The sequence below is a fragment of the Frankia torreyi genome (assembly GCF_000948395.1).
Taxonomy (GTDB): Bacteria; Actinomycetota; Actinomycetes; order Frankiales; family Frankiaceae; genus Frankia; species Frankia torreyi.
Window position 1 is genome coordinate 31,727 of sequence record NZ_JYFN01000044.1, and the last position, 26,247, is coordinate 57,973.

Below are 26,247 nucleotides of genomic sequence, written 5' to 3' on the forward strand. Positions count from 1 at the left end.
CCGTGCGGGCCGACGGCGGCGAGGTGCTGCTGAACGAGATCAACGCGCGATGGGGCGGTGGCCTGGTCCTGCACTCGGTCGCGGCGGCGCTGCTCGGCGACGACTATGCGGACCGCGCCGCCGTCAGCTCCCTGCGGGACGTACCCGGAACGGGGCTCGATGCCGCCGTCTCGCGGCTACGCCAGTCCGGGCTCGCCTTCTCCCACGCCACCGGCGAGGGGGTCGTGGTGCTCGGGGCCGGCCCGGACGCGGGGCCGACGACGGAAATGCTGGTACTCGCCGGCACCCGCGCCAGAACCCGCGAGCTTGAGGCGACCACTCGTTCCGTGTTCGAAGCGGGGGTGACACCGCCATGATGCCCAGCCTGTTCGACCGCTCCCAACCTGATCCCATACGGACCTACGGCCCGCTGCTGGACTGCCTTCCCCATCTGGGCCGGGAGCGTGCCTGGGCCCTTCTCGCCGACCTGCAGAGCGCCTTCGGGCAGCGGACGAGGGCTCCGCTGGGCGACCAGGAGCGGCTGCGGCCGGAGGTCGCGCGGCGTTTCGAGGGCAGCGCCCTGAGCGCCGAGATCGAATTCGAGTCGTTCTTCGACCACCATCTTCGGTGGCGCCAGCGGGTCAGCCTCGACTGGATGTACGTCCTGGCCTTCGGCGGCGAGCTCGCCAGTCTGATCACCTTCGAGGGAACCGAACACGCCGACGCTGCCCTCGCCGAGGGGGCTGTTGTGTTCGTGCCCTTCCACATCGGCAGCTACATGACGGTCCTGCCAGCGCTGGCGTCGTTCGCTGCCGGCCGCGACCTCCCGTTGCACGCCCTGATGGCCCTGGTGCTCGAGGCGGGCTCGAAGCATCTCGACCAGATCCTGCCCGAGGTCGTGATGCTGTCGCCGACCGCGCTTCTGGAGCTGGTCCGCCACGCCCGCCGGGGCGGCGCGACAGTGTTCTTCCCCGACGTGTATTTCGGGACCGGCGCGGCCCGTACGCCCTTCACCCTGGCCGGCGCGGACTTCCTGACCTCGGACGGCTGCTCGATGCTGGCCTCGCGCACCCGGGCAACGTCGATTCCGGTCTGGGTCGAATCGAAGGGCTCCGACGGGTTCGTCTGTCATTTCGGTCCGGGAATTCGCCCGCCGGAAAGCCCTGGCGATCAGGCTCCGTATCTCGCGGCCGTCGCCCAAGGGTACGAGGAGGCGCTGACCGGAAACCCGTGGAACTGGGCCGGGTGGAGTCTTGCCACGCCCGGCCGCAGAGCCGCCGTCCTGTCGGGAGACCCGCATGCCAGCTGAAGAGGTGTCGCAGATGTTGACGTCCAACGGGCCGTCCCCGGTCTTCGATCCCGAGGCCTACGCAGCCAGCTTTCAGAGCGGCGTGGTGGTCGATGATCCGCACCACGACTTCGCCCGCCTGCGTTCCCAACGCCCCGTACATGAGGGAACCGTGGCGGCCTTGATCGGAGTCCCCGAGGGCCTTTCTCGCCGACCGCGGCTCCGGCACGAGGCCCCGCATTTCTCCGCGTTCAGCTACGAGACGGTCCACGCCGCCCTGCAGGATCACGAGACCTTTTCCAACTCCTACTACGAAGGCGTCACCACCGACGTCTTCGGGAGGTCGATCCTGGAGATGGTGGGCGACGAGCATCGGCGCCATCGCGCGCTGATCCAGCCCGCCTTTGGCCCCGGCCGGGTGCCGTGGTGGGTCGAGCGGTGGATCACGCCCGCCGTCGAGGAGGCCGTCGACAGGCTGGCGGCCGCCGGCGAAGGGGAGCTGAGCGGCGAGCTGTGTCACGCCGTGCCTCTGCGCACGATTACGTCCAGCCTTGGGCTGAGCGCCGCCGAGGCCAACGAGTTCAGCGGGCTGTACCAGCGCGCCAACCCGGATCCGGAGAGCGAGACGCGCCGCCGGGCCCGGTTGAAGGCGGTGATTCATCGCATCGCTGAGGATCGCCGCAACCAGGAGGGCGATGACCTCATGAGCGTCCTCGTCGCCAGCAGACTGGCGGGGGAGCACAATGACGACCGGTCCCTCAGCGCCGCCGAGATTGAAAGCCTTCTGTTGCTTCTCATGGTGGCCGGTCTGGGGACGGTCTGGCGCCAGCTCGGCATCCTGTTGGCTGTCGTGCTAAGCGAGCCGGAGATTGCCGTCCGGGTCCGAGAGGACCCGGAGGCCCTCTCCAGGGCCATCGAGGAAGTCATCCGTTGGGAACCCACCGACCCGGTATTGCGCCGACTGGTGACCCGGGATACTGTTCTCGGCGGAACCGCCCTGCCCACGGGTGCCGTGTTGGAGCTGAATCTGGCGGCGGCGAACCGGGATCCAGAGCGCTGGGACGCGCCCGATCTTTTCGACCTCGACCGAGTACAGCGGCGGCATGTGGGATTCAGCGCCGGACCACATACTTGTCTGGGCACCCATGTGGCCCGCGCCCAGCTGCAACTGGCGGCGACGATCCTCTTCGATCGGCTGCCCAAACTCCGCCTGAAGGATTCCGGCCCGCCGCCCCGGATCATCGGACTTGAACACCGCTGCCCGACGCGCATCCTCGTAACCTGCTGAAACGCCCCGCGCGGCGGCGCGGCTGACGCGATGGCTGACCGTCGAGTCGAGTTATGCGGCGGTCAGCTGTCAGGTCGGCGCGCTCATCGCGGATCGATTCGACTGAGCTGCCCGGCTTCCCACCAGTTAACCCGGCTCGCTGTTGTATCTACCGTCGCCGAGACGACGGGTGAGGTATTCACACCAGAGATTGGAGTCGGCGTGAAAGCGAATCTCGACCTCACGGTCCACGCATTCGGGGCGATGTTCGTCGTGCTCGCGGCCACGACACTGTGCGGCCGGCTGGCGCGGCTGATCAGGCAGCCCACCGTGGTCGGCGAGATGGTGGCCGGTGTGCTCCTGGGCCCTTCATTCTTCGGCGCCGTCGCGCCGGGTCTGCAGCACCACCTCTTCAACACGAACGTGAAGAGCGTGCTCTACGTGCTCAGCATGATCGGGCTCACGTTCTACATGTTCCTCGTCGGCACCGAGGTCGACCACGGAACCCTCGACCGGCGAACGACCCGGCGGGCCGGTGTCCTGGCTGTCTCGGGAATCGTGCCGAGCTTCGCCCTCGGCGCCGGCTCCGCGTTTATCTTCTACCACACGCTGTCCCGGCCGGACGTGAGCCGCTGGAATTTCATGCTGTTCCTGGGCGGCGCGCTGTCCATCACCGCTTTCCCGATGCTGGCGCGCATCCTCGAGGAACGGGGCATCACGCGCACGCCCCTGGGCGGGCTCACCCTCGTCGCCGCGGCAATCGATGACGCCGCGGCCTGGGGAGTCCTCGCCGTCGTCGTCGCGGTGGCATCGGCCGGCGGCCCGGCGGACGTGGCACTGACCATCGGCGGCGCGGCGGCATTCGCACTGGTGATGCTGACCGTCGGAACGCGGCTGCTGACGGTGTTCGCCAGAAGCGTCGAGCGTGACGGGACGCTGCGTCGGGAAAAGATGGCGATCGTGCTGCTGCTCGTGCTGGCGGCCGGCTACTTCACCGAGGAGATCGGGATCTTCACGGTGTTCGGAGGGTTCATCACGGGCCTCGCGATGCCCGACCGACCGATGCTGCGCAGGGAGCTGCGGACCCGGCTCACCGACGTCAACTCGATCCTGCTGCTGCCGGTCTTCTTCGCCTATTCCGGCCTGAACACAAGGCTCGGAGGGCTCGACAGCTGGACGATGGCGGCCATGCTCCTGTTGGTCGTCGCGGTCGCCGTGGTGGGCAAGTACGGCGGCTGCCTGCTCGGCGCCCGATCGCAGGGCACTTCGTGGCGCCAGGCCTCGGCGATCGGCGGGCTCATGAATGCCCGAGGGCTGATGATCCTGATCTTCATCAACATCAGCATGTCCTACGACCTCGTGTCCTCCGAGACGTTCTCCATTCTTGTCATCGCCGCGATCGTCACGACGGCGATGGCCTTGCCGGTCTACCGCGTCTCGATGCCCGACTGGCTGGAGGAGAACGAGCGCGCCGCGGCCCGGGCCCCAGCGGCCGACGTCGAGACCGTCCCGGCCGCCTCCCGCGGTGGCTCGCTCGTGGTCGGGAACGAGGTCTCTCCCACGTCGGCGTAGATATTCGGTCGGCCCGCACCGACCGGAGCCTTGGCGACATTGCCGGCCCTGCCCGCCCGGCGCGCTGACCAGGCGCGTCGGCCGGCGGGGGGCCGGCTCGGTCCCAGGCCGCTCGGCCGGTCGCCAGAGATGGCGACGTCGCATCGGCCGCCGCCCGACGTGGTGGCCCATCGCCGTCACGGTGCCCGGGAAGACGGCGCCGCGCTCGGGCGAGCCCGACATCGATGATCGGACTGCCCCGCTCACGAACGGCATAGGCGCACAGGCGCTGTCGGGCTCCATTGGGCCACGGCCCGCGACGCCGGGCCCGATCGTCGGCCAACTGGGCCTGGTCGTCGGCCAGTCGGGGGCACCGGCCGGGCAACGCGCGGCGCCGCTCTTGGCCCGGCTATGCTCCTGGGCACGCTGTATGATGAGACCGTTCTCGCCCAGGCATCTCAGCAAGCATTCGTAGTCATCGTCCGATGGAGACCGCCGTGTCTGACCTCAGTGTTCCTGCCTCCGCAAGTGGAAGTGCTCAGGGTCCTGGGGTCGGAACGACGACGGCAGCCAGCGTTGTGGGGCGCGGGAAAGGCGTGGTCGCGGCGCGGGTCAACGGCGTGCTGCGGGACCTGAGCCACCCGGTCGCCGAGTCGGACATCGTCGAGCCGGTTCTCGCTTCTTCCGACGACGGGCTCGCCATTATTCGGCATTCCTGCGCGCATGTGCTCGCGCAGGCCGTCCAGGACGCTTTCACCGAGGCCCATCTCGGTATCGGCCCGCCGATCAAGGACGGCTTTTATTACGACTTCCAGGTCGCCCGGCCGTTCCAGCCGGACGACTTGGCCCTCATCGAGACCAAGATGAAGGCCATCATCAAGTCGGACCAGGTGTTCGTCCGGCGCGTCGTCGCCGACGACGAGGCGTCTATCGAGCTGAAGGACGAGCCGTTCAAGCTGGAGCTGATCGGCCTGAAGGGCTCGGCGGTGGACAGCGCGGCCGACGCCGGCGTCGAGGTCGGTGCCGGCGAGCTGACGATCTACGACAACGTCACCCGCGATGGAAACCTGGTCTGGAAGGATCTCTGCCGCGGCCCGCACGTGCCGAGCACCCGCTACATTCCGGCCTTCAAGCTGATGCGGTCCGCCGCGGCGTACTGGCGGGGCTCGGAGAAGAACCCGCAGCTGCAGCGGATCTACGGGACCGCCTGGGACAGTAAGCAGCTCCTCGCCGAGTATCTGGAATTCCTCGCCGAGGCCGAGCGCCGCGACCACCGGCGTATCGGCAAGGACTTGGAGCTGTTCCACCTAGACCCGACCGCGCCCGGGATGCCGTACTGGCTGCCGAAGGGAATGCGGCTGCTGAACAACTTGCTCGCCTTCTGGCGGGACGAGCACGAGGCGCGAGGCTACGAGGAGATCTCCTCGCCGCTCATCAATAACAAGAAGCTCTGGGAGACCTCCGGGCACTGGGAGCACTTCCGGGAGGACATGTTCATCCTCGAGAGCGATGGTGAGAACACCTTCGCGGTCAAGCCGATGAACTGCCCGAACGCCATGGTGGTCTACAATCTGAAGACCCGCAGCTACCGGGACCTGCCGCTGCGGCTGAGCGACTGCGACCCGCTGCACCGCAGCGAGCGGTCCGGCACGCTGCACGGCCTGCTGCGTGTGCAACGCTTCCAGCAGGACGACGCCCATATCTTCGTCAGGCCGGAGCAGATCGCCGACGAGTACGAGCGGATCTTCGACATCTGTGAGCGCTTCTACTCGATCTTCGGCCTGGGCTACCGGTTCCGGCTCGGTACCCGGCCCGAGAAGTTCATCGGCGACGTGGCGACCTGGGACGAGGCTGAGGCGACGCTCCGCAGGATTCTCGACGCCCGCACCGGCGGCGACTACGAGCAGGAAGAGGGCGGCGGCGCCTTCTACGGTCCGAAGATCGACATTCTGATGTCGGACGTGCTTGGCCGGTCCTGGCAGATGGGCACGATCCAGCTCGACGTCCAGCTGCCCCGCCGCTTCGGCTGCGTCTATGTGGACGAGAACGGCGCCCGACAGACGCCTGTGGTCATCCACCGGGTCATCTATGGCTCGATGGAGCGTTTCCTCGGTATCTACATCGAGCACACCGGCGGCGCGTTCCCGCTGTGGATCTCGCCAGTTCAGGTCATCGCAATCCCGGTGGCGCAGGAGCACGCCGGGTACGCGGACCAGGTCGCCGCCGCGCTGCGCGCCGCGGGCGTGAAGGTCGAGGTCGACGCCCGCAACGAGACGCTCGGCAACCGGGTCCGGATGGCGCAGCAGCAGAAGGTGCCGATGATGCTCGTCCTGGGCGCGCGTGAGGCCGAGGACGGGACGGTCAGCGTCCGCCGCCGGGGCGAGCGCACGCTGACCTCGCTGGCGCTCGACGACTTCGTCGCCCAGGTGGCTCAGGCCGTCGCGGACCGGGTGGACCTGCCGGCCTTCGCGTCCTGAGTCAAGTCCGGCCCCGCCCGCATCACCGAGGCCGCCCCCAAGCGGTGCGGGCACACCGGTTGTCAAAGGCCGCGGCCGCTCTCGGTCGGGTGACAGCGCGCGATGCTCGACGGAAGGCCGCAGCGAAGGAGTGAGCCGGTGGCGACCATCACGTGGACCGACTTCGAGCGGGTCGAGCTGCGGGTCGGCACGGTCCTCACAGCCGAGCTGAACCCCAAGGCGCGCAAGCCCGCGTACGTGCTCACGATCGACCTCGGCGACGCGGGGATCCGCACCTCCAGCGCCCAGATCCTCGACCGCTACGCGCCCGAGGATCTGATCGGCCGCCAGGTGCTGTGCGTGTGCAACTTCGAGCCGAAGCGCGTCGCGGGGGTCAAGTCCGAGGTCCTGGTCACGGGCGCGCACGACAAGGACGGCGCGGTGGTTCTGGCCGGCTTTGAACACCCGGTCCCGGACGGCACCCGCCTCCTCTGACCGACCCTTCCACGCGGCGCCGGGACCCGCGACGAGGACGAAACGGGACCGGCGTCCATCCCGACGCGCGGCGGCGCCGCTCCGTCGAGCCGCTGGCCGGACGTAGCAAGATCGTTCGGGTGGCGGCCCCGACTTAACCTGCCGCCACATCTCGGATGGGATGCCTGCCTGCTCACCGCCCCACCCGTGGGCGTGCCGCTCAGCACACCCGACCTGGCAACGAAAGGAACCGGATGACCCACGCCACCAGCACCCGACCCGAGGACCTGCGTGAGGAGATGATCAGCCGTATTCGCGCTGCTGGTCACCTGTCCTNCGCACGCATCGAGCAGGCGTTCCGCGCCGTTCCCCGGCACCGGTTCGTACCTGCGGCGTCGGTCGAGGAGGCGTACCAGAACAGGGCGATCACCATCAAGCCCGGGAAGGACCGGCCCGCCAGCTGCATCTCCGTGCCCACCGTCGTGGCGATGATGCTCGGCCAGCTCGATCCGCAGCCCGGTGACCACGTCCTGGAGATCGGCGCCGGAACCGGATACAACGCGGCGCTTCTCGCGGAACTCGTCGGTGACACCGGAAGCGTCACTACCGTCGACATCCACCCCGACGTCACCGATCACGCCCGCCACGCCCTTGCCGAGACCGGCTACAGCGGGGTGCGCGTGGTCACCGCGGACGGCGCCCTCGGCGAGGCGGAGCACGCCCCCTACAACAAGATCATCGTGACCGAACTGTTGACCGGACTTTCCTGACCTCCCGCGGCGTGTCGTAGGGCGGGCTTGGTCGCGGCGGAAGAGTCTGCGCCTCTCTGATCTTGGAGGGGTGCTGAGGTGGTTGACGACAGCGATCATCGGGTGATCGAGGCGATCCGGCTTCCGGTGTGGGGAAGCGTGGTCGCATCCGGCGATGTGGTGCCGTGGAGGCTGGTCGACGGGCTCGGCGAGCCGGTCGGGCCGGTCGAGGTGTTCCTGCGGGACTTCGTTGCGCAGGGACGGTCGGCGAACTCGGTGCGCAGCTATGCGCTGGCGTTGCTGCGGTGGTGGAGGTTTCTGGTCGCGGTCGGGGTGGCCTGGGACCGGGTGACCTCGGCGGAGGTCCGGGACTTTGTGCTGTGGCTTGGGCAGGCGGCCAAGCCGGTGGCGGCGGCGCGGGTCGCGTCACGGGCGACTGTGGGCCAGGTCAATCCGGTGACCCGTAAACGCCATCTCGGAGACGGTTACGGGCCGGCGACGGTGCGGCATAGCAACGCCGTGCTGCGGACGTTCTACGAGTTCTGGCTGGAGCGCGGCGAGGGGCCGCTGGTGAACCCGGTTGTGCTGGCCCGGGCGGCGCGGGGCCGGGCGCATGCGCATCACAATCCGTTGGAGGTGTTCCGTCCGGAAGGGCGGCTGCGTTACAACCCCCGCCTGCCGAAGCGGAAGCCCCGGGCGATGCCGGACGAGCAGTGGGATGCGCTGTTCGCGGCGATGGGCCGCAACCGGGACCGGGCGATCCTGGCAGTGGCGGTGAGCACCGGGGCGCGCGCGGCCGAGCTGCTCGGTATGCGCGGCGCGGACCTGGACTGGGGTGAGCAGCTGGTCCAGGTGGTGCGCAAGGGGACGCGCGCGGAGCAGTGGCTGCCGGCCAGCCCGGAGGCGTTCGTGTGGTTGCGGCTCTACCTGGCCGACGTCGGTGGCGGTGTGCTGGGCTCGGGCGATCCGGTCTGGCGGACGGTCTATCGACGCGGCGGGGTCCACGAGCCGTTGAACTACGACGCGCTGCGGGCGGTGTTCCGCCGGGCGAACGGCAGGCTGGGCGCGAACTGGACGATGCACGACCTGCGACACACCTGCGCGATCCGGATGGTGCGCGACGGACGGTTGTCGCTGCGGGACGCGCAGACGATCCTCGGGCACGCGCACCTGTCCACGACCCAGCTCTACCTGGACCAGGACGACGAGGAGGTCTTCGCCCGGGTTCGGGAGCATCTGGCGGCACGAGAAAGGCCCCGCCCCGCGCCGCCGCCGGCGGCCCTCGGTTACGACCCGGCCGACCTCGCGGTCCTGTTCGGGAACCCGCGGTGACGCCCGCCACGGTCTCGGTCTCGGCTGCCGCGGAGCTGGCCTGCGCCGCCCCGGCTCCGGGCCGGGAGCCGGCCACGCGTCCGCCGGGTCCCTGGGACACGGTGTCGCTGGCCAGCGTGCTCGAGGCCCTGCCGGCGTTCCCGTGGTGGCCAGGGAAGCAGCAGCAGGCGTCGCGGTCGGCTGCCGGTGTCCGCCGGCTGCTGGACTGGCTGGGCCAGCTGCCTGGCGGCGGCTGGCAGGAGCGGTGGGAGCACGCCGAGGCGACACTCGGCTCCAGGTGGGCGACCTGGTCGGCTGCGGTTCCCGAACCGGTCACGTCCTGCGGGGAAAGCCATCGCGTGGTACTGACCCGGGGTCTGGCCTGCCTGCTGCGGATGAGGCTCGTCCGGCCGAGCTACCCGTTCCTGAGGAAATACGGCGCGACCACCACGTTCGCGGTGGTCCGCGCGTCGGTGAGCCCCGAGCTGTTCGTCCGCGCGGCTGACGTCGCGCGCCGCCGGGGCCAGTCCGACAACGCGATTACACACGCGTTGAACGTCCTGACCGCGATCGTCATCCACACCGGCGGTGGCCTTGAGGAGGTCACCACCGGCGACCTCGTGGCGTTCCAGCCGGCCACCGCGCGTCGCCGCAACCGAGCCACCGACGGCNCCCNCCCGGCCTGGCAGATGATGGTCGACCTGGGTGTCTTCCCGCCGCACTCGACGCTGCGCGCCGCGCTGCAGCCCGGCCCGCAGACCACCGCCGAACTCGTGGACCGCCACGGCATCACCGACCGGCAGATCCGCGCGCTGCTGGTCCGCTATCTCGACGAGCGACGCCCCGCGCTCGACCACAGCACCTTCCGTGGGCTCGCCGGCCGCCTCGCAGGGGCGTTCTGGGCCGACATCGAGCGTCACCACCCCGGCATCGGCACCCTCAACCTGCCGCGCGACGTGACGGACGCCTGGAAGGAACGGCTGCGCTTCCCCCAGGGCGGCGGCAGCCGCCCGACCCCGCAGCGACACATCGATATTCTGATCACCGTCCGTGCGTTCTACCTCGACATCGCCGAGTGGGCGCTGTCCGACCCTTCGTGGGCGCCGTGGGCGTTCCCCAGCCCGGTGCGCAAGACCGACACCGCGGGAGTCGTCAAACAGCGCCAGGCCACGACCGCGCGAATGCATCAGCGGACCCGGGAGCGCCTGCCGCGGCTACCGCGCCTCGTCGACACGGCCGAAAGCTGGAAGAACGACCAGGCCGCGCTGCTGCACGCCTCGAGCCGCACCGAACCCGGGACGGTCTTCGAGCACGCCGGAACCCGCTACCGGCGGGTCGGCACCGGCAGCCGCCCGGCCGCCCCCAACCACCGGCCGTCACACCTCGTCGTCGAGGACGCCGCGACCGGCGCCCGCACCGACGTCACGATCACCGAGGACGAGGCGTTCTGGGCCTGGGCGGTCATCGAGACCCTGCGCCACACCGGTGTCCGCATCGAGGAACTGCTGGAACTGACGCACTTCGCGCTCGTCTCACACCGGATGCCCGACACCGGGGAACTCGTCCCGCTCCTGCAGATCGTCCCGTCCAAGAGCGACGAGGAACGGCTCCTGCTCGTCACACCCGAGCTCGCCAGCGTCCTCGCGGCCGTCATCAGCCGGATCCGCACCCCCGACGGCACCATCCCGCTCGCCGGCCGTTACGACAGCCACGAACGCGTCACCAGCCCCGCGTTGCCGCACCTCTTCCAGCACCCCGACGGCTTCATGCACAAGAACGGCTGGCGCAACGACGTTCTCGGCACCAACACGGTCCGGCACCTGCTCAACCGGGCGATCACCCGAACCGGCCTGACCGACGCCGCCGGCCAGCCCCTCCACTACACCCCGCACGACTTCCGCCGCATGTTCGCGACCGAAGCCGTCACCGGCGGCCTGCCCGTCCACATCGCCGCGAAGATCCTCGGCCACGCCAGCGTCAACACCACCCAGGCCTACACCGCCGTCTTCCAGGACCAGCTCATCCGGACCTACCGCGCCTTCGTCGACGAACGCCGCGCCCTGCGACCCGGCGAGGAATACCGCGACCCCACCGACGACGAATGGGCCGAGTTCCAGCAGCACTTCCACCTGCGCAAACTCGAGCTCGGCGACTGCGGACGCCCCTACGGCACCCCCTGCATCCACGAGCACGTCCCGTTGACCGAACTAACTGGGAGGCTTCCTGCACTCCTGCCGAGGGCGACGGACAGGGGCTCTGTCGGCTGGTCTGGGCCTTGGCGTCGGTCCGCGGCTACTCCCTGTGATCGCGTCGATCTGCTGTCATCGCGTGTCGTCGACTATGGCGACTCGCGGAGGTACGGGTGTCGGAACGCAGCACGACGGTCCGAAATGTTGCATCGCTGGCGATTGCGAGGGTTGGCGGGGTTGAGGAGACCGCTGATCCACTGCTGCCGTTCCGCGTTGTGGATGGCAAGGGCATCGAGGTGCCCGCGGTCGCCGAGTTTCTGCGTCACATGCTCGCCGACGACGCCAGCCCGGCGTCGCTGCGGTCCTATGCCTACGAGCTGTTGACGTGGTTCCGGTTCTTGCAGGCGCTGGAAGTGCCGTGGGATCGTGCCGGCCGTGCCGAGGCGCGGGACTTCGCCCTGTGGCTGAAGACCGTCAAGAAGCCGCCGCGGCCGCGTCGCGGTGATGCGCCTGTTCCGGGCTGGGTGAACCCGGTGACCGGGAAGGCGACGCCCGGGGAGAACTACGCTGCCCGGACCAGGCGGCACGCGCGTGCGGTGATCCGGTCGTTCTACGAGTATCACCGGGAGATGCACGGCCGGCCGCTGGTCAACCCGTTCCCGCAGGCCGGGGGCGTGGAGGACGGACGGCTGGGCGCCCACCGCAATCCGATGGAGCCGTTCCCGCGGCCGTCGCGGCGAGCCGTCTACCAGCCCAAGGAGCCCAAACCGGCCCCGCGAAGCATCCCCGACCAGGCGTTCAACGACCTGTTCGCGGCCCTGTCGTGCAACCGGGACCGGGCTCTGGTCGCGTTCTACGTCTCCACCGGGGCCCGCGCCTCGGAGCTGCTCGGCGTCTGTCAGGGGCAGGTGACCCCGGAGGACCAGGTGATTGGCGTGGTCCGCAAGGGCAGTCGGGCACTGCAGCGGCTCCCAGCGTCGTCGGACGCGTTCGTGTGGTTGCGGCTCTACCAGCAACAGATGCGGAACATGGTCCCCTGGGGGCCGGACGAGCCGTTGTGGTGGACGCTGCGCCGCCCGTTCCGGCCGCTGGCCTACGACGCGGCCCGGATGCTGTTCACCCGAGCCAACCGTGTTCTCGGTGCGAACTGGACGTTGCACGACCTGCGGCACAGCGCCGCCAAGCGGATGGTCCGCGACCCGAACCTGACCTTGGCCGACGTCCAATGGGTCCTCGGGCACGCCCACATCTCCACCACTGAGATCTACATCGCGCCGACCCCTGACGAGGTCATCGCTCATGTCCTGGCCCATCACGAGCGGCAGCGCGCCCAGCGGGAGCGGCCACCGGCGCCCCCGGCGCCTGGCTACCGGCCCGAGGTGCTCGCGACGTTGTTCGGCACGACGGCCGCCGGCGGGGGAACCCGATGACCGTCGCGGCGCCTGCCGCCACGGCCGCGAAGACCAGCACCGTCGAGGTGGGACAGCCAGCTGAACTGGACCCGCGGCCCTGCGAGCAGAGCTGGTGGCAGACCCGCCAGAGCCGGGAGGCCCTGGTCGAGCGGCTGCTTGGCTTGTTCACCGAACCGAGCGCGGGCCGCACCCGCGACAAGACCCGGCGGCGTGGCCTGAACAAGATCTTGGATTGGCTCGAGGGCCAGCCCGGGGACAGTTGGCAGGAGCGGTGGCTGGCCAGCGGGGCGGACACCGCCGGTTCTAGCTGGGCTGACCTGCCGCTGAAGGGGCGCGCCCCGGCTCGACGCCATCATCGTGACGAACTGTGCTGCGGGGTGGCGCTCCTGGTCGCCGGGCAGATCGTCCGGCCCGGCTACCCGTGGTTGCTGCGGCAACGCCAGGCGCTGATGCTCGCCGAGGCTCGGGCGGCGATCGACCCCGACGGCTTCCAGCGCCTCGGTCTCCGCGCCGACCACGCGGCCGGCTGGGCCAGGTCGGACGCCCTGAACAAGATCACCTGGATCCTGGTCCGCAAGGGCGGCCTCGTCAGCGACATCACTCTCGGCGACTGCGTCGAGCTGACCAGAGCTCTGCAGGAGCACCATTTCCGTGGCAGCGCGGGAAGGCCGCTGTTCTACGCGTTGCTGAAAAAGACCGGCGTGCTTCCGGCCGCGGCACCGGAGCGGTTGCGAGTTCTGCGGCTGGACGGCCGTCGCAGCATAGAGCAGATCGTGGAGGCCTACGGCATCGAGTGCCGGCCCGTCCGCGACCTGTTGGTCGAGTACCTCACCGAGCGGGCACCCGAACTCGACCACACCTCGCTGCGCTCCATCGCCCGTAACCTTTGCCGACTGTTCTGGCGCGACCTGGAGATCCACAATCCGGGCATCGACTCGCTACGGCTGGCACCCGAGGTCGCGCAGGCATGGAAAGAACGGCTGGCCCACATCCGGGACGCCGACGGCCAGCCGGTGCGCCCCCGCGTGAACTACCGCAGCGAGCTGGTATTCGTCCGGGCCTTCTACGAGGACATCGCCCGATGGGCCGCCGACGACCCCGCCCGGTGGGCGACGTGGGTCGCGCCGTGCCCGATCAAAGCGGCCGAGGTGACGCAGAAGAAATTCAAGTCACGGGTCAAGTCGCGGATGGACCAGCGCACCAGGACCCAACTGCCCCTGCTGCCGGCGCTGCTACGGGCCGTCGAACAGCAACGGAGGGACGCCGAGCAGCGTGTGAACACGGCCAAGGCGACCGCCGCCGAGGGGCGGTTCAACGCGGGCGGCCAGCAGTTCCGACGTTGCCGCCAGGGCGAGTCCGGCCGGGTCTACGCCGTGGACCTGGCCACGGGCAGGCGGCGGGACCTCACCCACGAGGAGTCGGCGGCGTTCTGGTCGTGGGCGACGGTGGAAGTCTTGCGGCACACCGGGATCCGCATCGAGGAGATGCTCGAGCTCACCCACCACAGTTTCGTCGCCTACACGCTGCCCACCACCGGCGAGGTCGTGCCGATGCTGCAGGTCGCCCCGTCCAAGACCGATGCAGAGCGGCTGCTTCTGGTTTCGCCCGAGCTCGCCGACGTCCTGACCACGGTCATCTTCCGGGTCCGTGGCGGGAAAGCGGCTCTGCCGCTGGTCTGCGCCTACGACGTGTTCGAGCAGACCTGGAGCCCGCCGATGCCGTTCCTGTTCCAACGGCGGTACGGCACCGAAGACCGTCCTCTCACCCGCAGCTACATCCGAGAGTGCCTCGTCGCAACCTCGCAGGCCGCACAGATCACCGCAGGAGACCAGCCGTTGGAATGGCGGCCCCACGACTTCCGCAGGATCTTCGTCACCGACGCCATCCGCTCCGGACTGCCTCCGCACATCGCCGCCAAGGTCTGCGGCCACTCCACGGTGGACACGACGATGGGATACGCCGCGATCTACCCCGAGGACGTGATATCCCACCACCGGGCTTTCATCGCCCGCCGCCGCGCCGAGCGACCCAGCGAGGAATACCGCGACATCACCACCCAGNAATGGGACGAGTTCCTCGCCCATTTCGAACTACGGAAAGTCGCCCTCGGGACCTGCGGCCGTGACCACGGAACCCCCTGCGCGCACGAAAACGCGTGTGTCAGGTGTCCGCTGCTCCGGGTCGACCCCGACCAGATGCCGCGACTGGAAGGGATCCGCGCCAATCTCCTCGACCGGCTCCAAGAGGCCAAAGAACAGGGATGGTTCGGTGAGGTCGCCGCGATCCAGACCACCCTGGCAGCCGCAGAGCAGAAACTCGCGACCATGCGCGAGACTGCCCGCGGTGCCGCCGTCCATCTGGGCATGCCCGACCTGCGTTCGGCCGCCGGACGAGCGGAGCAGACAAGGGCCTGACCCCAGAGGCACCACCCATCAGATTATGATCTTGGGTGTGAACCCTCCGGTCGCGGGCCCGTCAGATGCCGTGCTGGCGGCATTCGGCGTCGCGGACGACCCGGTCGTACTGCCCGGCGGCCAAGGCGGGACGTGGCGAGCTGGCCAGCTCGTCCTCAAACCGGTGGAGCTCCTGACGGAAACGCTCTGGCGAGCCGAGGTGCTCACCGGCCTGCCGGACGCCACCGAGTTCCGCGTTGCCCGCCCCGTCCAGACGCTGGACGGGGCATGGGTGGCCCACGGCTGGGAGGCGTGCCAACTCGTCGCGGGCGAGCCAGACGTCAGCCGGCAAGACGACGTGCTCCGCGCCGGCACCGCCTTCCACGCGGCAATCGCGGACCTGCCCCGACCGGCGTTCCTGGACCTCCGCGACGACCCGTGGGCTTATGGGGACAGGGTCGCGTGGGAAGAACTCCCGGTCCGTGGCTGCCCGGCGGCCCTGGACCTGCTGGCACCACTGGCACGCAGCCGCCGTCCGGTCGACCTCACCCCGCAGGTGGTGCACGGCGATCTGCCGGGCAACGTACTGTTCGCCGCCGGACTGCCACCGGCGATCATCGACTGGCCCGCGTACTGGCGCCCCGCGTCCTGGGCGTCGGCCGTCGCGGTCGCCGACGCGTTGTGCTGGTACGGAGCCTCACCCGACCTCGCTGCCCGATGGGCGCACCTGCCAGCCTGGGGTCAGATGCTCGTCCGAGCCCTGATCTACCGGATCGCCACCCACGAGGCGGCCTTCGGACCCACCGGGTGGACACCGGACCAGGTCGAGGCCTGCCGACCCGCGGTCAACCTCGCGGTGACCTACGCCAACCACGATCCGAGCTCGGGCAACCGCCACGATCCATGAGCCGCTCCCGCGACACGCCCGAAGCCCCAGCGACCGCAAGCCGATGTGAGTACTCTCCGTGACCCCCCCTCCCAGGGAAGACGGGTTACGCGGATAGCAAGATCATTTCGGTTAAGCCTGCGTCCGCTGCCCCATGCTCCGCGTCGACCCCCGCCAACGCACTCGCCTCGAACAGATCATCCGAAACCTCGGTGAACGCACCGACGAAGCCAGAACCAACGGCTGGCAGGGCGAAGTCGAGGGCCTCAAAGTCAGCCTCCACGCCGCCCAGAACAAGCTCGCCACCCTCGACCGCGCCGCCCGCAACACCCCCAGACCAGCGCCACTCGGAATGCCGTCAATCCCACCCAAAACTCCATGATCAAAATCCGGATAAGTGGGGCCATGGGACCTGCCCCCAGCCTGGTTTGACCAACTCGCGCCTGGCGGAACGCTTGTCGTGCCCCTGCACTGGCGCGGCCAGGCCCGAAGCATCGCCTTCACCCGCCACGACACACATCTCCGCGCGGAGAACAGCCAACTCTGCGGATTCATCCCCATGATCGGCATCGTGCCGACCGGTGAACAGACCGGCACCGTCACAAAGGACGTCGCGCTGTACTGGGACGCCGACCAGAACATCGACGCCGCCGAGCTGCAGGACGTGTTCTCCGGGCCCGAGATCACCATCTGGTCCGGCGTGTTCGTGGTCGCCAACGAGCCCTTCGACCACATCTGGCTCTGGCTGACCGCCACAGAACCCGGCACCTGCCGCATCGACGCTGAAGACCAGGCCATCGAAGCCGGCGTCTGCCGGCCCGCCTTCGCCTACCGCACGCCCACGATCGTAGAAGGCGAATCCCTGGCCTACCTCACCAAGCCCCGTCCCGCCGACCAGCCAGGACCGCACGGCGAACGCCGCTACGAACTCGGCGCCACCGGCCATGGTCCCGCCGCCGCCCGCCTCGCCGAGCGGATAGTCAGCCAGATCCGCCGCTTTGACCGCGACCGCAGCGCCCAGCCCATCATCACCTCATACCCTGCGGACAGAGCTGAGGAAACTCGCCCCGCGGGCATAGTGATCGACAAGTCTCACGTGCGTCTCGTCATCACATCCTGACGGTCAAGCTCGGCGCTTTCCGGCAGGCCCGGCCGCGCCGGCGACTGACAGTGCGACAATGCGTTGACTGGGCGGGCTGTTGACGATTGGGGTGTCCGGGTGATCTCGATGACCTATATCCAGGCCCAGTCGGACCTCGGCGCCAGGCTCGCCAGGGCCCGGAAGCAGGCCGATTTGACTCAGCAGGAGCTGGCCCACCGCGTCTCATACAGTCGCAGCACCATCGCCAACACTGAGAGCGGGCGCCAGTGTCCACCTCGCTCGTTCTGGGCTGACGCAGACGCCGCTCTAGGAACCGGCGGCGCGCTCACAGCCGACTTCGACAGGATCACCTCCTCGTCCGAGCCATCGACGCCGCCGGCAACGGCGGACAACTCGACTGCCGCGGCGGTTCGGCCGGGCGGCCCGGGAGAGAGCGTGGCGCGCCTTCGCGATGTTCTTGATCACTACCGCCGGCTGGACGACCTTCTGGGCGCGTCCGGTCTGGTGGGTCCAGTGACGGCGCACCTTGGTCTGCTCGAGCAAGTCGGGCGGGCGGAGGTCGCGACCGCGACCGAGGTGGATCGGCTGGAAGCCGAGACCTGCCAGCTCCTGGCCTGGTTGTGGCTGGACCTGGACAAGCCCGCTCGTGCCCGCGACTTCTATGCGCGTGCGGTCCGCGCGGCGCGGCGTGCCGGGGACGATGCCCTGGCCAGCTACATGATCGGCTGGCTGTCATTCGCCGCGTGCGGCGACGATCCACGCGACGCCGTGGTCCTGGCCCGGATGGCCGTCGCGCGTGGTGCGGGTGGACCAGCCTCGCTGCGCGCCTGGCTGGCCGCGGTGGCGGGACGTGCCCACGCTCACGTCGGCGACCGCGAGCAGGCTCTGCATTCCCTCGGCGAAGCCGAACGGTTGCTGCCTGACGCCCCGGACCGGCGGGCGGCCTGGTACTTCTTCGGTAGCGCCGCCTACACCGGATACCGGGGCACGAGTCTGGTCCTGCTTGGCCAGGCCCGTGACGCGCAGCGGCTTCTTGAGGACACCCTCGCTGGGCTTGACGGAACGTTCGTGCGCAGCCGCGCCCTCTACGAGGCGCAGCTCGCCCACGCACTCGCCGACCTCGACGAACTCGAGCAGGCATGTCGACACGCCCACCAAGCAGCCGAAGTCGCCTCGGCTACTGGCACGGTTCGTGGCCTTCGTGCGGTCCGTGACGTCCGTCGACACCCCCTCCTCGCGGCTAACCCCAGCCATCGGGGTGTAATGGACCTTGATGAGTACCTCCTGTTCGCCAGCTGAGTATCAGCCCGCCGATGCCACCGCGGCCACCCGGGTGCGGGACGCGGTGAACACTTTCACTCAGGCCGGCGGACGGCGCGCGGTGGCCGTCGAGGCGCTGCGCGGCCCAGCGGTTCGCGTCGAGGTGAACGCACACACCCCTCAGCCCGGGGCGAGCACGCTGAAGCTGATCGTTGCGGCGGCGGTCCACGATGCTGCCGACGCCGGCCAGATTGACCTGTCAGAGCGCGTCAACTGCCGCGACCTGCACCCGACCATCTTCCCGACGGTCATGGCGGCGTTCGACGACGGCGATCAACTCGCTCTCCGACAGCTGTGCGCCCTCATGCTCATCACCAGCGACAATGCGGCCGCTGACGCACTCCTCGACCGCGTCGGGCACGACACAGTGAACGCCACCGCCCGGCGCCTTGGAGCGACGGCGACCACACTGGCTGTCGACTTCCGCGATGAGCAGCTCGGGGCTGCCGGCCGACGCAACACCACCACCGCCGGCGACCTGAACTTGATCTTGAGGGGACTTGCCGGGCACGAGCGCTATCGGCCGGTCTTGGCTTCCATGAGAAACAACCTGCGGAACACGCGGATACCCGCCAGGCTCCCTGACCGCACGCCGGTCGCGCACAAGACCGGCAGCCTCGACGGCGTCGTCTGCGACGCAGGGATCATTTATGGGCAGCACACCGACGTCGCGGTGGCATTCCTCGCCGACGGCGAATCCGATAGCGCCCGCACCAGCATCGCGATCGCGGACACCGTCGCCACGATCTGGTCCGCACTCACCGAACTTGCCGACTGACAGGCGCTTCGGACCGTCGTACGTCTCCGAGGCCAGCGCCTCCCGGCCAGTGTCGTCGGCCCGCTCGTAGCTCGGCCAGTCGTCAACAGCGCTCAAGCACTGGATGATGCGTGGCGTCTAGAGCGAGTGCACCGCGCTGTCGGTGAGCAGCACCAGGCTCTCGTCCTGGAAGCGCCTCACATCACTGGGAGCTGACTGTCAAAACAATCGTTCCGACAGTCGATCACGATTCTAGGTCCTGATCGTGCGCCAGACTGACACATTGTGGCATACAGGATCAGGCACAGACGTCGAAACCCCGCGCAGCACGGTGGATCTCGGTCCAAGCATGGTGGCTTGCTGTGACAGATCCGGGTACGGTGTTCTCCGTGTCCGGGGCGGTGTCCCCGACGGATCTGGCGGTCGATCAGGCGCACTCGGCGCGAATGTACGACTGTCTCCTGGGCGGCAAGGACAATTTTCCCGCGGATCGGGAGGCGGTCGAGGCGGCGGTGGCGGCGTTCCCGCACCTGCCGTCGGCGGCCCGGCAGAACCGGTCGTTTCTGCACCGGGCGGCGCGGCTGGTCGCGGAGTTCGGGGTGCGGCAGTTCTTGGATGTGGGGACGGGTATTCCGACGTCGCCGAATCTGCACGAGGTGGTCCAGGCCGCCGCGCCGGAGTCTCGGGTCGTTTATGTGGATAACGACCCGATCGTGTTGGTCCATGCGCGGGCGCTGCTGACGGGCAGCCCGCAGGGCCGCATCGCCTATCTGGACGCGGACCTGCGGGACGTCGACCGGATCCTGACCGCGCCGGAGCTCATTGACACGTTGGATCTCACCCAGCCGGTCGCTCTGTCGCTGATCGCGATCCTGCATTTCGTGGGGGACGACGACGATCCGTATGGCATTGTGCGGCGGCTGGTCGAGCGGTTGCCCTCGGGCAGTCATCTCACGATCAGTCATGTGGCGAGCGATCTGAATCCGGATGTGGAACGGGCGGCGGAGGTGTACCGGCAGCGCGGCGTTGATATCCACGCCCGGTCACACGCCGACATCAAGCGGTTCTTCGATGGGTTGGAGCTGGTCGGACCCGGACTGGTGCCCGTGCAGCGCTGGCTTCCGGACGATCCTGGTTTCGCGGCGGTGCCCGACGCGCAGGTCGGCACCTACGGCGCGGTCGCCGTCAAACCATGACCCGCGCACCTCGGGTGTTGATCGTGCTGCCGGACGGTGGCCTGTCGCTGGTCGCGGGCATCGTCGCCGGGATGGGCCAGGCCGCGCGGATCGTGGCGCTGGTGCCGTCGCTTGCCATCGGCGAGGCGGAGTGCGGTGGTGCCGGTCGGGTCGTGGCGGACCTGGCGTCGAGGCTACCGGTCGCGGACGGGGCGGTTGAGATGGTGGCTGGCTACGGCATAGCGCCGAAGGAGCCGGCACGGCTGCTCGACGAGGTGTGTCGGGTCCTCGCCCGGTCGGGGCAGGTCGTGTTTACCGTGGTGATGGCGCATCTGGGCCAACCCGTCTGCGCCCTGCCCGGTCTCACCGACGATGACGCGCACCGGATCGAGCGGGCCGTGGACGCGGCGGTGAGACCGGCTCCGCACCCGTGGGATGCGCTGGTGGAGGTGATGTCGACCGGCCGTCCGGGGTTGCATCCCGCCGATGTTGACGTGATGAGGCTGACCACCGAGCTTGACCATCGCGGTGTCGACGACTACCTGCACACGCCGACACCCGTGGCGCCAGCGCCGGTCACGGCGGTGCGGGCTGGCCTCGACGCGCGGGCGGCACGCCGGTACGCGGCGGCCTGCCATCGGGCCGTCGACGTGCACGGCGCGCTACGGCTACGCACCCCGGTGATGTGTCTGCGTACCGGGCGGGCCGCATGAGCAGCGGCGACGGCCGTCGAACGGTAGGGCCGGCGCGAAGGCCCTACAGCCGGATCGAGCTGCGTGCCGCGTTGGCGACGGCCGCGGTACGCGCGGCGACCTGGATCCGGACGGCCGTGGCGGTGGCGCGTGGCTGCGGCGCGACCTGGGTGGACGTCCACGATCTGGAGGACGGTGGGTTGTTCTGGGTGCCGGGCCGGAACCGGCCCGGCACCCGCCCACGGATCGCGGAAGCCGAGAGCGGCCGGGCGACCGCCATCACGCGGGAGAGCTTCCTTCGCTTTCGTGTGGACACGCCGACCGTCACCGGGGCGACACGGCACGATGATTGATCTTCACGCGTATACGACCGAGTCCGGCGGCGGCCTGATGCCGCACGAGCTGATCGGGCACGCCGCCATCGTCGGCGTGCGGGTTGTTGCGGTCACCGATCGGGACACGGTTGCGGGGATCGATGCGGCGGCGGCTGTGCTGCCGGCCGGGATGACGCTCGTGCCTGGCGCGGAGATCTCCTGCCGGGCGGTCGTCGGCGGGCGGCCGAGGTCTGTCCGTCTGCTCGCCTACCTGGTCGATCGCGACGATCGGGCGATGTCCGAGCTGCTCGGCCGGGCCCGTGACAGTGCGGAACTGCGGGCGCGGCGCGCTGTGCGGCTGCTGCGGGTCGAGGGCTACCCGGTCGACTGGCCGCAGGCGGCCGACGAGGCCCGGGGCGCGCCGGTCAGCCGCGGGCACATCGCGGCGGCCCTGGTCGCGGCGGGCGTCGTGCCCACCGTCGACGTCGCGCTCGGGCCGGCGTGGCTTGGTGTCGGTGGCCCGTTCCACATCGCGTCACGGCAGCCGGACGTCGCCGCGGCGCTGACCGTGGTGCGCGGCGCCGGGGGCGTCGCGGTACTCGGCCACCCCTGCGCTTCACTGCCCGTAGAACTTCTGAGGGACTTGGCGGCGCGCGGCCTGGCCGGTATCGAGGTCGATCACCCCGGGCACGACGCCGACACCCGCCTTCGCCTGCGCGACGTGGCTGCCGAGCTGCGTCTGCTGCCGATCGGCGGCAGCGGCTACGACGGCCCCCCAGGACAGCTCGGATCCGACACCACGCCATACGCCACCTACCAGCGGCTGATCGCCCAGGCCGCCGGCGCGACACCGATCCGAGCGTGAACCTCCCGTGGAGACGCCGAAGGCGGGTCGTCGACCTGGACGACGACGCGCGATGGGAGGTGATGGACCCGGCCGTACGCAGGGAGGTCGAGGAAGCGGGCCGAGCGGGGTGGGGGCTGGTCTGCGTGTCGGCTGGCCTGGGCGCCGCCCTACTCCTTTCCATGATCGTGTGCCGGTAGCGGGACCGCCGCTCTGCCTGTCGCCCCTGCGGGCAGAGCGGCTTCACGTCGGACAAGGGGCGGGGTGGTGACGGACATCGACACGCACGGGTGGACGCGGCTCGAGGGCCTGGACCGGGGCCATACCGCTGCCGACGTTCGCGGCGGCGCAGTCTGCGGGCCGGCCACCTCTACGAGAGGTACTGCGCGGCGCTCGCGACCACGGGAGACGAACGCCGCGTGGGGGAACGAGAGGAGGAACCGGGATGACGCTCACCGGTGCGGGAATCGTGATCGCCGTAGGTGTGGCGATGGGCCTGCTCCTCGCGTGGTACGCGGACCTGATCCGCCAGGCCATGCGGCAGGGGCACCACCACGAGATCCGCCTCGCCATGATCACGGGAACGAGAAACGCGCTGATCATATGGATGCTCGGGGTGGGTATCTGGACGCTGGTGGTCCGATGAAGGTCCACGCCTTCGACATCGGAGCGTCGACGATCAAACAGGGGATCGTCGACACCGGCCCGCCCAGCCAGCTCGTCACCAGGCTGCCCGTGCTGCGGCTCCCCCCAACCCCGACCTTTCACGTGGTGCAGGAACGGATCCTCGCGGCGCTGACCAGCGCGGCCGACGTCGAGCTGGTCGCGATCGCCACCGCCGGCGCCGTCGACACCGACGGGACGGTCGTGCGGGCCGGGGCGATCCAGGGGTACTCCCGCATCCACTGGCCCACCCTGCTCGCCGGCTTCTTCCCCGGCCTGCGGGGGCGGGTACGGGTAGTCAACGACGGCCTGGCCGCGACGTGGGCGGAATACGAGCGGCGCGGGCGCACCGGGACCCACGTCCACTTCGCCCTCGGCTCCGGGATCGGCGGCGGCATCGCGATCGGTGGACGGCTCGCCCACGGCACACCCCCCGGCCCGGCCGGCCTCGGGCACATCCTCGTCCACCCCACCAGCACGGTGCGCTGCTCCTGCACCCGCACCGGCTGCGTGGAGACCCTCGCGTCGGTGCGGGCGGTCCTCCGCGGCTACCAACCCCCACAACCCGCCGCCTCGCCGCGCACCTCCCCGCCTGTTCGGACCAGGGTCCCGACCCTGCTCGAACTCGTCCACAAGACGCGGAACGGGGACCCCGCGGCCCGACGGGCGTTCGAGGCCGCCGGCTACTGGCTCGGGATTGCCGCCGCGACCGTCCTGAACATCCTGGCGCCCGATGTGATCACCGTCGGTGGGGGGCTCGCACAGGCCGCCGAAAGCGCCGCCGGCCCCGACGGCGGCTACCTCGCCGCCGCGCAGCGCGCCATGCGGGAACGCGCGGTACCCCGCCTGGCCGACCGGGCCGTCCTCACACCCTCGCCCTACGGGGCGAACGGGCCCCTGATCGGCGCCGCCCTCCTCGCCGCCACCTCAGAAGGCGACGGGTGACAGGTGATCGACGAGTCACAGGCACGGGAGATCGCCAGAGCCCTGCTCCGGCGGCTGGACAATGATCAGGAGCGGCCCTGGAGCCTTGTCGAGTTCTCCCAGGGATGGATCATCAACGAGACCGGCTACCTCGACGCCGATTTCGTCGGTTCCCTCGGACGGGTGATCGAAAAAATGTCCGGAAAGGTGATGTGCTTCCCCGCCCGTGTCCCGACCGACCGGATCATGGCCAAATATGAATCCGTCGTCGGCATGGCGAAGGTCGTTCCGCTGCCTCAGCGTTGATGGCCGGTGGTGCTGATCGCGAGCAGCGGCATGCTGATGGTGATCAGCCAGAATTTGGCCGGGCCTGGGTTCCGTGCGGCTGTGGACTGCGCTCGCGGTATGAACCCGGTTCGTGCCGACCTCCCGCTGCTCGTCGTTCTCCGGCCGGACCTGCTACCGCTGCTGGTCATGGTGCCCAGCCTGCCCCGGCGTTTCTGTGCCGACCGGGTGGGATGACGCCAACCGCTGACCGTACATCGGTGGGGTCCGCCTCGCTTCCACGGCGCGGCGCGGGGTCAGCCTGGTGTCCGCTGCCTCGGGGCCGGCGGACCCACTCCCGGTCATCGACGAGGCTGGGAGCGACGACCCGAGATGGATCTGCCTCGGGCGTTTTTGTGCTGGCCAGCGAAGTCTGAGCGCGATCGGTGGCGATGGAGGCGGGCGGGAGAATTTTTCGTCTGTTGCGTCCAGTGACGTGGAGACCACGACGAGATCGTGGTCTCCACCTGATGCTCTCCGTGCACGGATCGCTGTCGCGGACGTCGGCCTTCCCGGCTCCGGGGGACGACGAGACCTGCCGTATCCCTTTGCGGCCACGCAACTACTCAGCCCGAGGCGCTGTGAACGATGTCGTCGCACCCGAGATCAAAAATTATCGCTTTCCGTGACCCTTTCACCGCGAATCGCGCATTGTAGAGACTGCGTATCTCGCTCGCCGCGAGATGTTTGTCTCACTTGCGACAGCCCCCCGTGATGGGGTTACAACACTGCGGTCGGAACAGGTCACGGACGGGCAGCGTGCCAGGTGAATCAATCGGCAGGACGGATGCGGCGAGTAGCGATCATTGCCGTGGCCGGCGTCGCCTTGGGTGGATGCGGCGGCGGTGCGCGTGATGCGCGGCGGCTGCCGTCGCCGCCTGCGAGCAGGACCTCGGCCACGGCCTCACCTGCGGCGACGCCGACCGAGGCGACGCCAGAGGCGGCGGCGCTCGCCGCGTATCGAGGTATGTGGGAGGACTGGGTCGCGATCGCGGCGACCTCGGACTACCAGAATCCCCGCTTGACGCGGCATGTCAGCGGCCGGGCCCTGTCCACGATCTATCGCGCCGTCGCCGCCGATCGGCATAGAGGTCTCGTCTCCCACGGTACGCCGACCTTCTCGCCCCGCGTATCGGCTTTCTCACCGAGCGATGATCCCACCCGGGTCACTATCGACGATTGCGCGGATGCCAGCACGTGGCTTCACTACGACAATGCCTCCGGAAAACTGGAGGATGATGTTCCCGGCGGCCGGCATCGCGTGCAGGCTCTCGCGCTGAGAACCGCGGGAGTATGGAAGGTTGATGAACTCGTCATTCAGCCGGTCGGCACATGCTGAAGGCCGGGGGTGCCGCCCTCAGCGTGATGATCCTTACCTGCGTCATGCTGGGACAAGGCGCCGCGTTCGCAGGCGACGCTTTCGGCGCGGCCGTCTGCTCCTCGGGTCAGGAGGGCTGTGATCTGTGGGCGGGAACGTCTGGCCATCCCGAGAAGCCCTCGGTGCTCTCGGGGGCCCGTCCGTCGACGTCGTCGGAGGCGGAGTCCGTGACCTGCCCGACCGTGGGCACAGGCGCGTTGCCCTGTTTGGACACGATGCGGGGCTGGTCGGGCAGTGATGGCTGCCGTTACCAGGCGGCGACGGATTTCGTCCCGTCCGCGGCGGTGGAGGCCGAGCGGGCGACGCCAGGCGAGAAAGGGTCCTGGTATTGGCGGTCGTGCGGCGGTGCCAGCTTCGAGGCGGTGTGGCTGCCGGACGCGGTGACGGCAGGGGCCGTGCTCTCACCTGCGACGTTGGCGCAGGTGGCGGTGAAGAAGCTGAGGTTGCCGGCGCCAAGCGTGATGATGTCGCCGGGGGTGGGGGTGCCGCAGCTGGTGGGGGTGCCGGTGTGGTTGTGGCTGGGCGGGGTGTGGGGGCCGGTGTCGGTGACGGCGACGGTGCCGGGCGTGTCGGTGACGGCGACGGCGCGCCCGCAGGAGGTGGTGTGGGACTTCGGCGCGGGGGGCGCGGTGTCGTGCCGGGGGCCGGGGACGCCGTTCCGGGTGGGGGTCGATGACCCGGCTGCGGGCTCGCCGGACTGCGGTGTGGTGTTCGTCCGGTCCTCGGCGGGGCAGTCGGACGGCCGCTTTCCGGTGACGGTGACGGTGCGCTGGCAGGTGGGGTGGGTGGGGGCTGGTCA

25 protein-coding genes and 1 pseudogene are annotated in these 26,247 nt (G+C 69.5%); all 26 read left to right on the forward strand.

Translation table 11 applies throughout. The annotated features are described in order from the left end of the window. Positions 1-23 precede the first annotated feature (23 nt). Positions 24-356 carry a peptide ligase PGM1-related protein gene (locus tag FF36_RS41090; protein WP_422615110.1) on the forward strand — a complete coding sequence of 111 codons (333 nt, stop codon included), beginning with the start codon at positions 24-26 and terminating at the stop codon, positions 354-356. Then, positions 353-1,288, forward strand: coding sequence for a lysophospholipid acyltransferase family protein (locus FF36_RS22440; protein ID WP_128423365.1), 936 nt, complete (start codon positions 353-355; stop codon positions 1,286-1,288). Before FF36_RS41090 ends, FF36_RS22440 begins: the two co-directional genes overlap by 4 nt. Further along, a complete protein-coding gene (locus FF36_RS22445; RefSeq protein WP_110431499.1) occupies positions 1,278-2,555 on the forward strand; it encodes a cytochrome P450 in 1,278 nt (425 codons plus the stop codon). Before FF36_RS22440 ends, FF36_RS22445 begins: the two co-directional genes overlap by 11 nt. A gap of 30 nt (positions 2,556-2,585) precedes the next feature. Beyond that, a complete protein-coding gene (locus tag FF36_RS22450; protein ID WP_082122139.1) occupies positions 2,586-4,106 on the forward strand; it encodes a cation:proton antiporter in 1,521 nt (506 codons plus the stop codon). A 575-nt stretch (positions 4,107-4,681) separates the two neighbouring features. Next, complete coding sequence (gene thrS, locus FF36_RS22455; protein WP_242422754.1) at positions 4,682-6,562, forward strand: threonine--tRNA ligase; 1,881 nt, start codon at positions 4,682-4,684, stop codon at positions 6,560-6,562. Between the two features lie 138 nt (positions 6,563-6,700). Further along, the gene (locus FF36_RS22460; protein WP_110431500.1) at positions 6,701-7,036 is read left to right on the forward strand and encodes a tRNA-binding protein; all 336 of its coding nucleotides are present in this window, start codon (positions 6,701-6,703) and stop codon (positions 7,034-7,036) included. Between the two features lie 316 nt (positions 7,037-7,352). Then, positions 7,353-7,785, forward strand: a pseudogene (locus FF36_RS41095) (protein-L-isoaspartate O-methyltransferase family protein); the annotation flags it as partial. 78 nt (positions 7,786-7,863) lie between these two features. Next, entirely contained in the window at positions 7,864-9,096 is a 1,233-nt protein-coding gene (locus tag FF36_RS22470) for a tyrosine-type recombinase/integrase (RefSeq protein ID WP_044887119.1), read from the forward strand. After that, on the forward strand, positions 9,093-9,746 hold a 654-nt coding region (locus tag FF36_RS36455), incomplete at its 3' end, for a hypothetical protein (protein ID WP_206778473.1). The genes FF36_RS22470 and FF36_RS36455, both read left to right, overlap by 4 nt. Before the next feature lie 510 nt (positions 9,747-10,256). Then, positions 10,257-11,648: a tyrosine-type recombinase/integrase gene (locus FF36_RS33180; protein ID WP_199865474.1), complete on the forward strand. Its 1,392-nt coding sequence runs from the start codon at positions 10,257-10,259 to the stop codon at positions 11,646-11,648. After that, a complete protein-coding gene (locus FF36_RS22480; RefSeq protein WP_206778474.1) occupies positions 11,540-12,694 on the forward strand; it encodes a tyrosine-type recombinase/integrase in 1,155 nt (384 codons plus the stop codon). Before FF36_RS33180 ends, FF36_RS22480 begins: the two co-directional genes overlap by 109 nt. Further along, positions 12,691-14,736, forward strand: a 2,046-nt coding sequence (locus FF36_RS36110) for a site-specific integrase (RefSeq protein ID WP_206778475.1), incomplete at its 3' end; no start/stop codon positions are given. The genes FF36_RS22480 and FF36_RS36110, both read left to right, overlap by 4 nt. Positions 14,737-15,127: 391 nt before the next feature. Further along, a complete protein-coding gene (locus FF36_RS22490; protein ID WP_199865473.1) occupies positions 15,128-15,976 on the forward strand; it encodes a TIGR02569 family protein in 849 nt (282 codons plus the stop codon). A 376-nt stretch (positions 15,977-16,352) separates the two neighbouring features. Then, positions 16,353-17,075, forward strand: coding sequence for a class I SAM-dependent methyltransferase (locus FF36_RS22495; protein ID WP_110431501.1), 723 nt, complete (start codon positions 16,353-16,355; stop codon positions 17,073-17,075). A gap of 108 nt (positions 17,076-17,183) precedes the next feature. Then, a complete protein-coding gene (locus FF36_RS22500) occupies positions 17,184-18,356 on the forward strand; it encodes a helix-turn-helix domain-containing protein (RefSeq protein WP_242422755.1) in 1,173 nt (390 codons plus the stop codon). Beyond that, entirely contained in the window at positions 18,331-19,155 is an 825-nt protein-coding gene (locus FF36_RS22505) for a serine hydrolase (protein WP_082122141.1), read from the forward strand. The genes FF36_RS22500 and FF36_RS22505 overlap by 26 nt, the downstream gene beginning before the upstream one ends. Before the next feature lie 425 nt (positions 19,156-19,580). After that, positions 19,581-20,330, forward strand: coding sequence for an SAM-dependent methyltransferase (locus FF36_RS22510; RefSeq protein ID WP_082122144.1), 750 nt, complete (start codon positions 19,581-19,583; stop codon positions 20,328-20,330). Then, complete coding sequence (locus FF36_RS31695; protein WP_128423366.1) at positions 20,327-21,022, forward strand: hypothetical protein; 696 nt, start codon at positions 20,327-20,329, stop codon at positions 21,020-21,022. Before FF36_RS22510 ends, FF36_RS31695 begins: the two co-directional genes overlap by 4 nt. Continuing rightward, complete coding sequence (locus FF36_RS22525) at positions 21,019-21,354, forward strand: hypothetical protein (protein ID WP_055869456.1); 336 nt, start codon at positions 21,019-21,021, stop codon at positions 21,352-21,354. The genes FF36_RS31695 and FF36_RS22525 overlap by 4 nt, the downstream gene beginning before the upstream one ends. Further along, positions 21,347-22,180: a PHP domain-containing protein gene (locus FF36_RS22530; protein ID WP_052681335.1), complete on the forward strand. Its 834-nt coding sequence runs from the start codon at positions 21,347-21,349 to the stop codon at positions 22,178-22,180. The genes FF36_RS22525 and FF36_RS22530 overlap by 8 nt, the downstream gene beginning before the upstream one ends. Before the next feature lie 424 nt (positions 22,181-22,604). Continuing rightward, positions 22,605-22,805 carry a hypothetical protein gene (locus FF36_RS22540; RefSeq protein WP_044887130.1) on the forward strand — a complete coding sequence of 67 codons (201 nt, stop codon included), beginning with the start codon at positions 22,605-22,607 and terminating at the stop codon, positions 22,803-22,805. Further along, positions 22,802-23,767, forward strand: a complete 966-nt coding sequence (locus tag FF36_RS22545; protein ID WP_044887131.1) for an ROK family protein — start codon at positions 22,802-22,804, stop codon at positions 23,765-23,767. The genes FF36_RS22540 and FF36_RS22545 overlap by 4 nt, the downstream gene beginning before the upstream one ends. A gap of 3 nt (positions 23,768-23,770) precedes the next feature. Beyond that, entirely contained in the window at positions 23,771-24,052 is a 282-nt protein-coding gene (locus FF36_RS22550) for a hypothetical protein (RefSeq protein WP_044887132.1), read from the forward strand. 6 nt (positions 24,053-24,058) lie between these two features. Further along, a complete protein-coding gene (locus FF36_RS22555) occupies positions 24,059-24,268 on the forward strand; it encodes a hypothetical protein (RefSeq protein WP_044887133.1) in 210 nt (69 codons plus the stop codon). A 613-nt stretch (positions 24,269-24,881) separates the two neighbouring features. Then, the gene (locus FF36_RS33185; RefSeq protein WP_242419252.1) at positions 24,882-25,409 is read left to right on the forward strand and encodes a hypothetical protein; all 528 of its coding nucleotides are present in this window, start codon (positions 24,882-24,884) and stop codon (positions 25,407-25,409) included. A gap of 44 nt (positions 25,410-25,453) precedes the next feature. Beyond that, a partial coding sequence (locus FF36_RS22560; RefSeq protein WP_206778477.1) for a hypothetical protein occupies positions 25,454-26,247 on the forward strand: 794 nt, incomplete at its 3' end.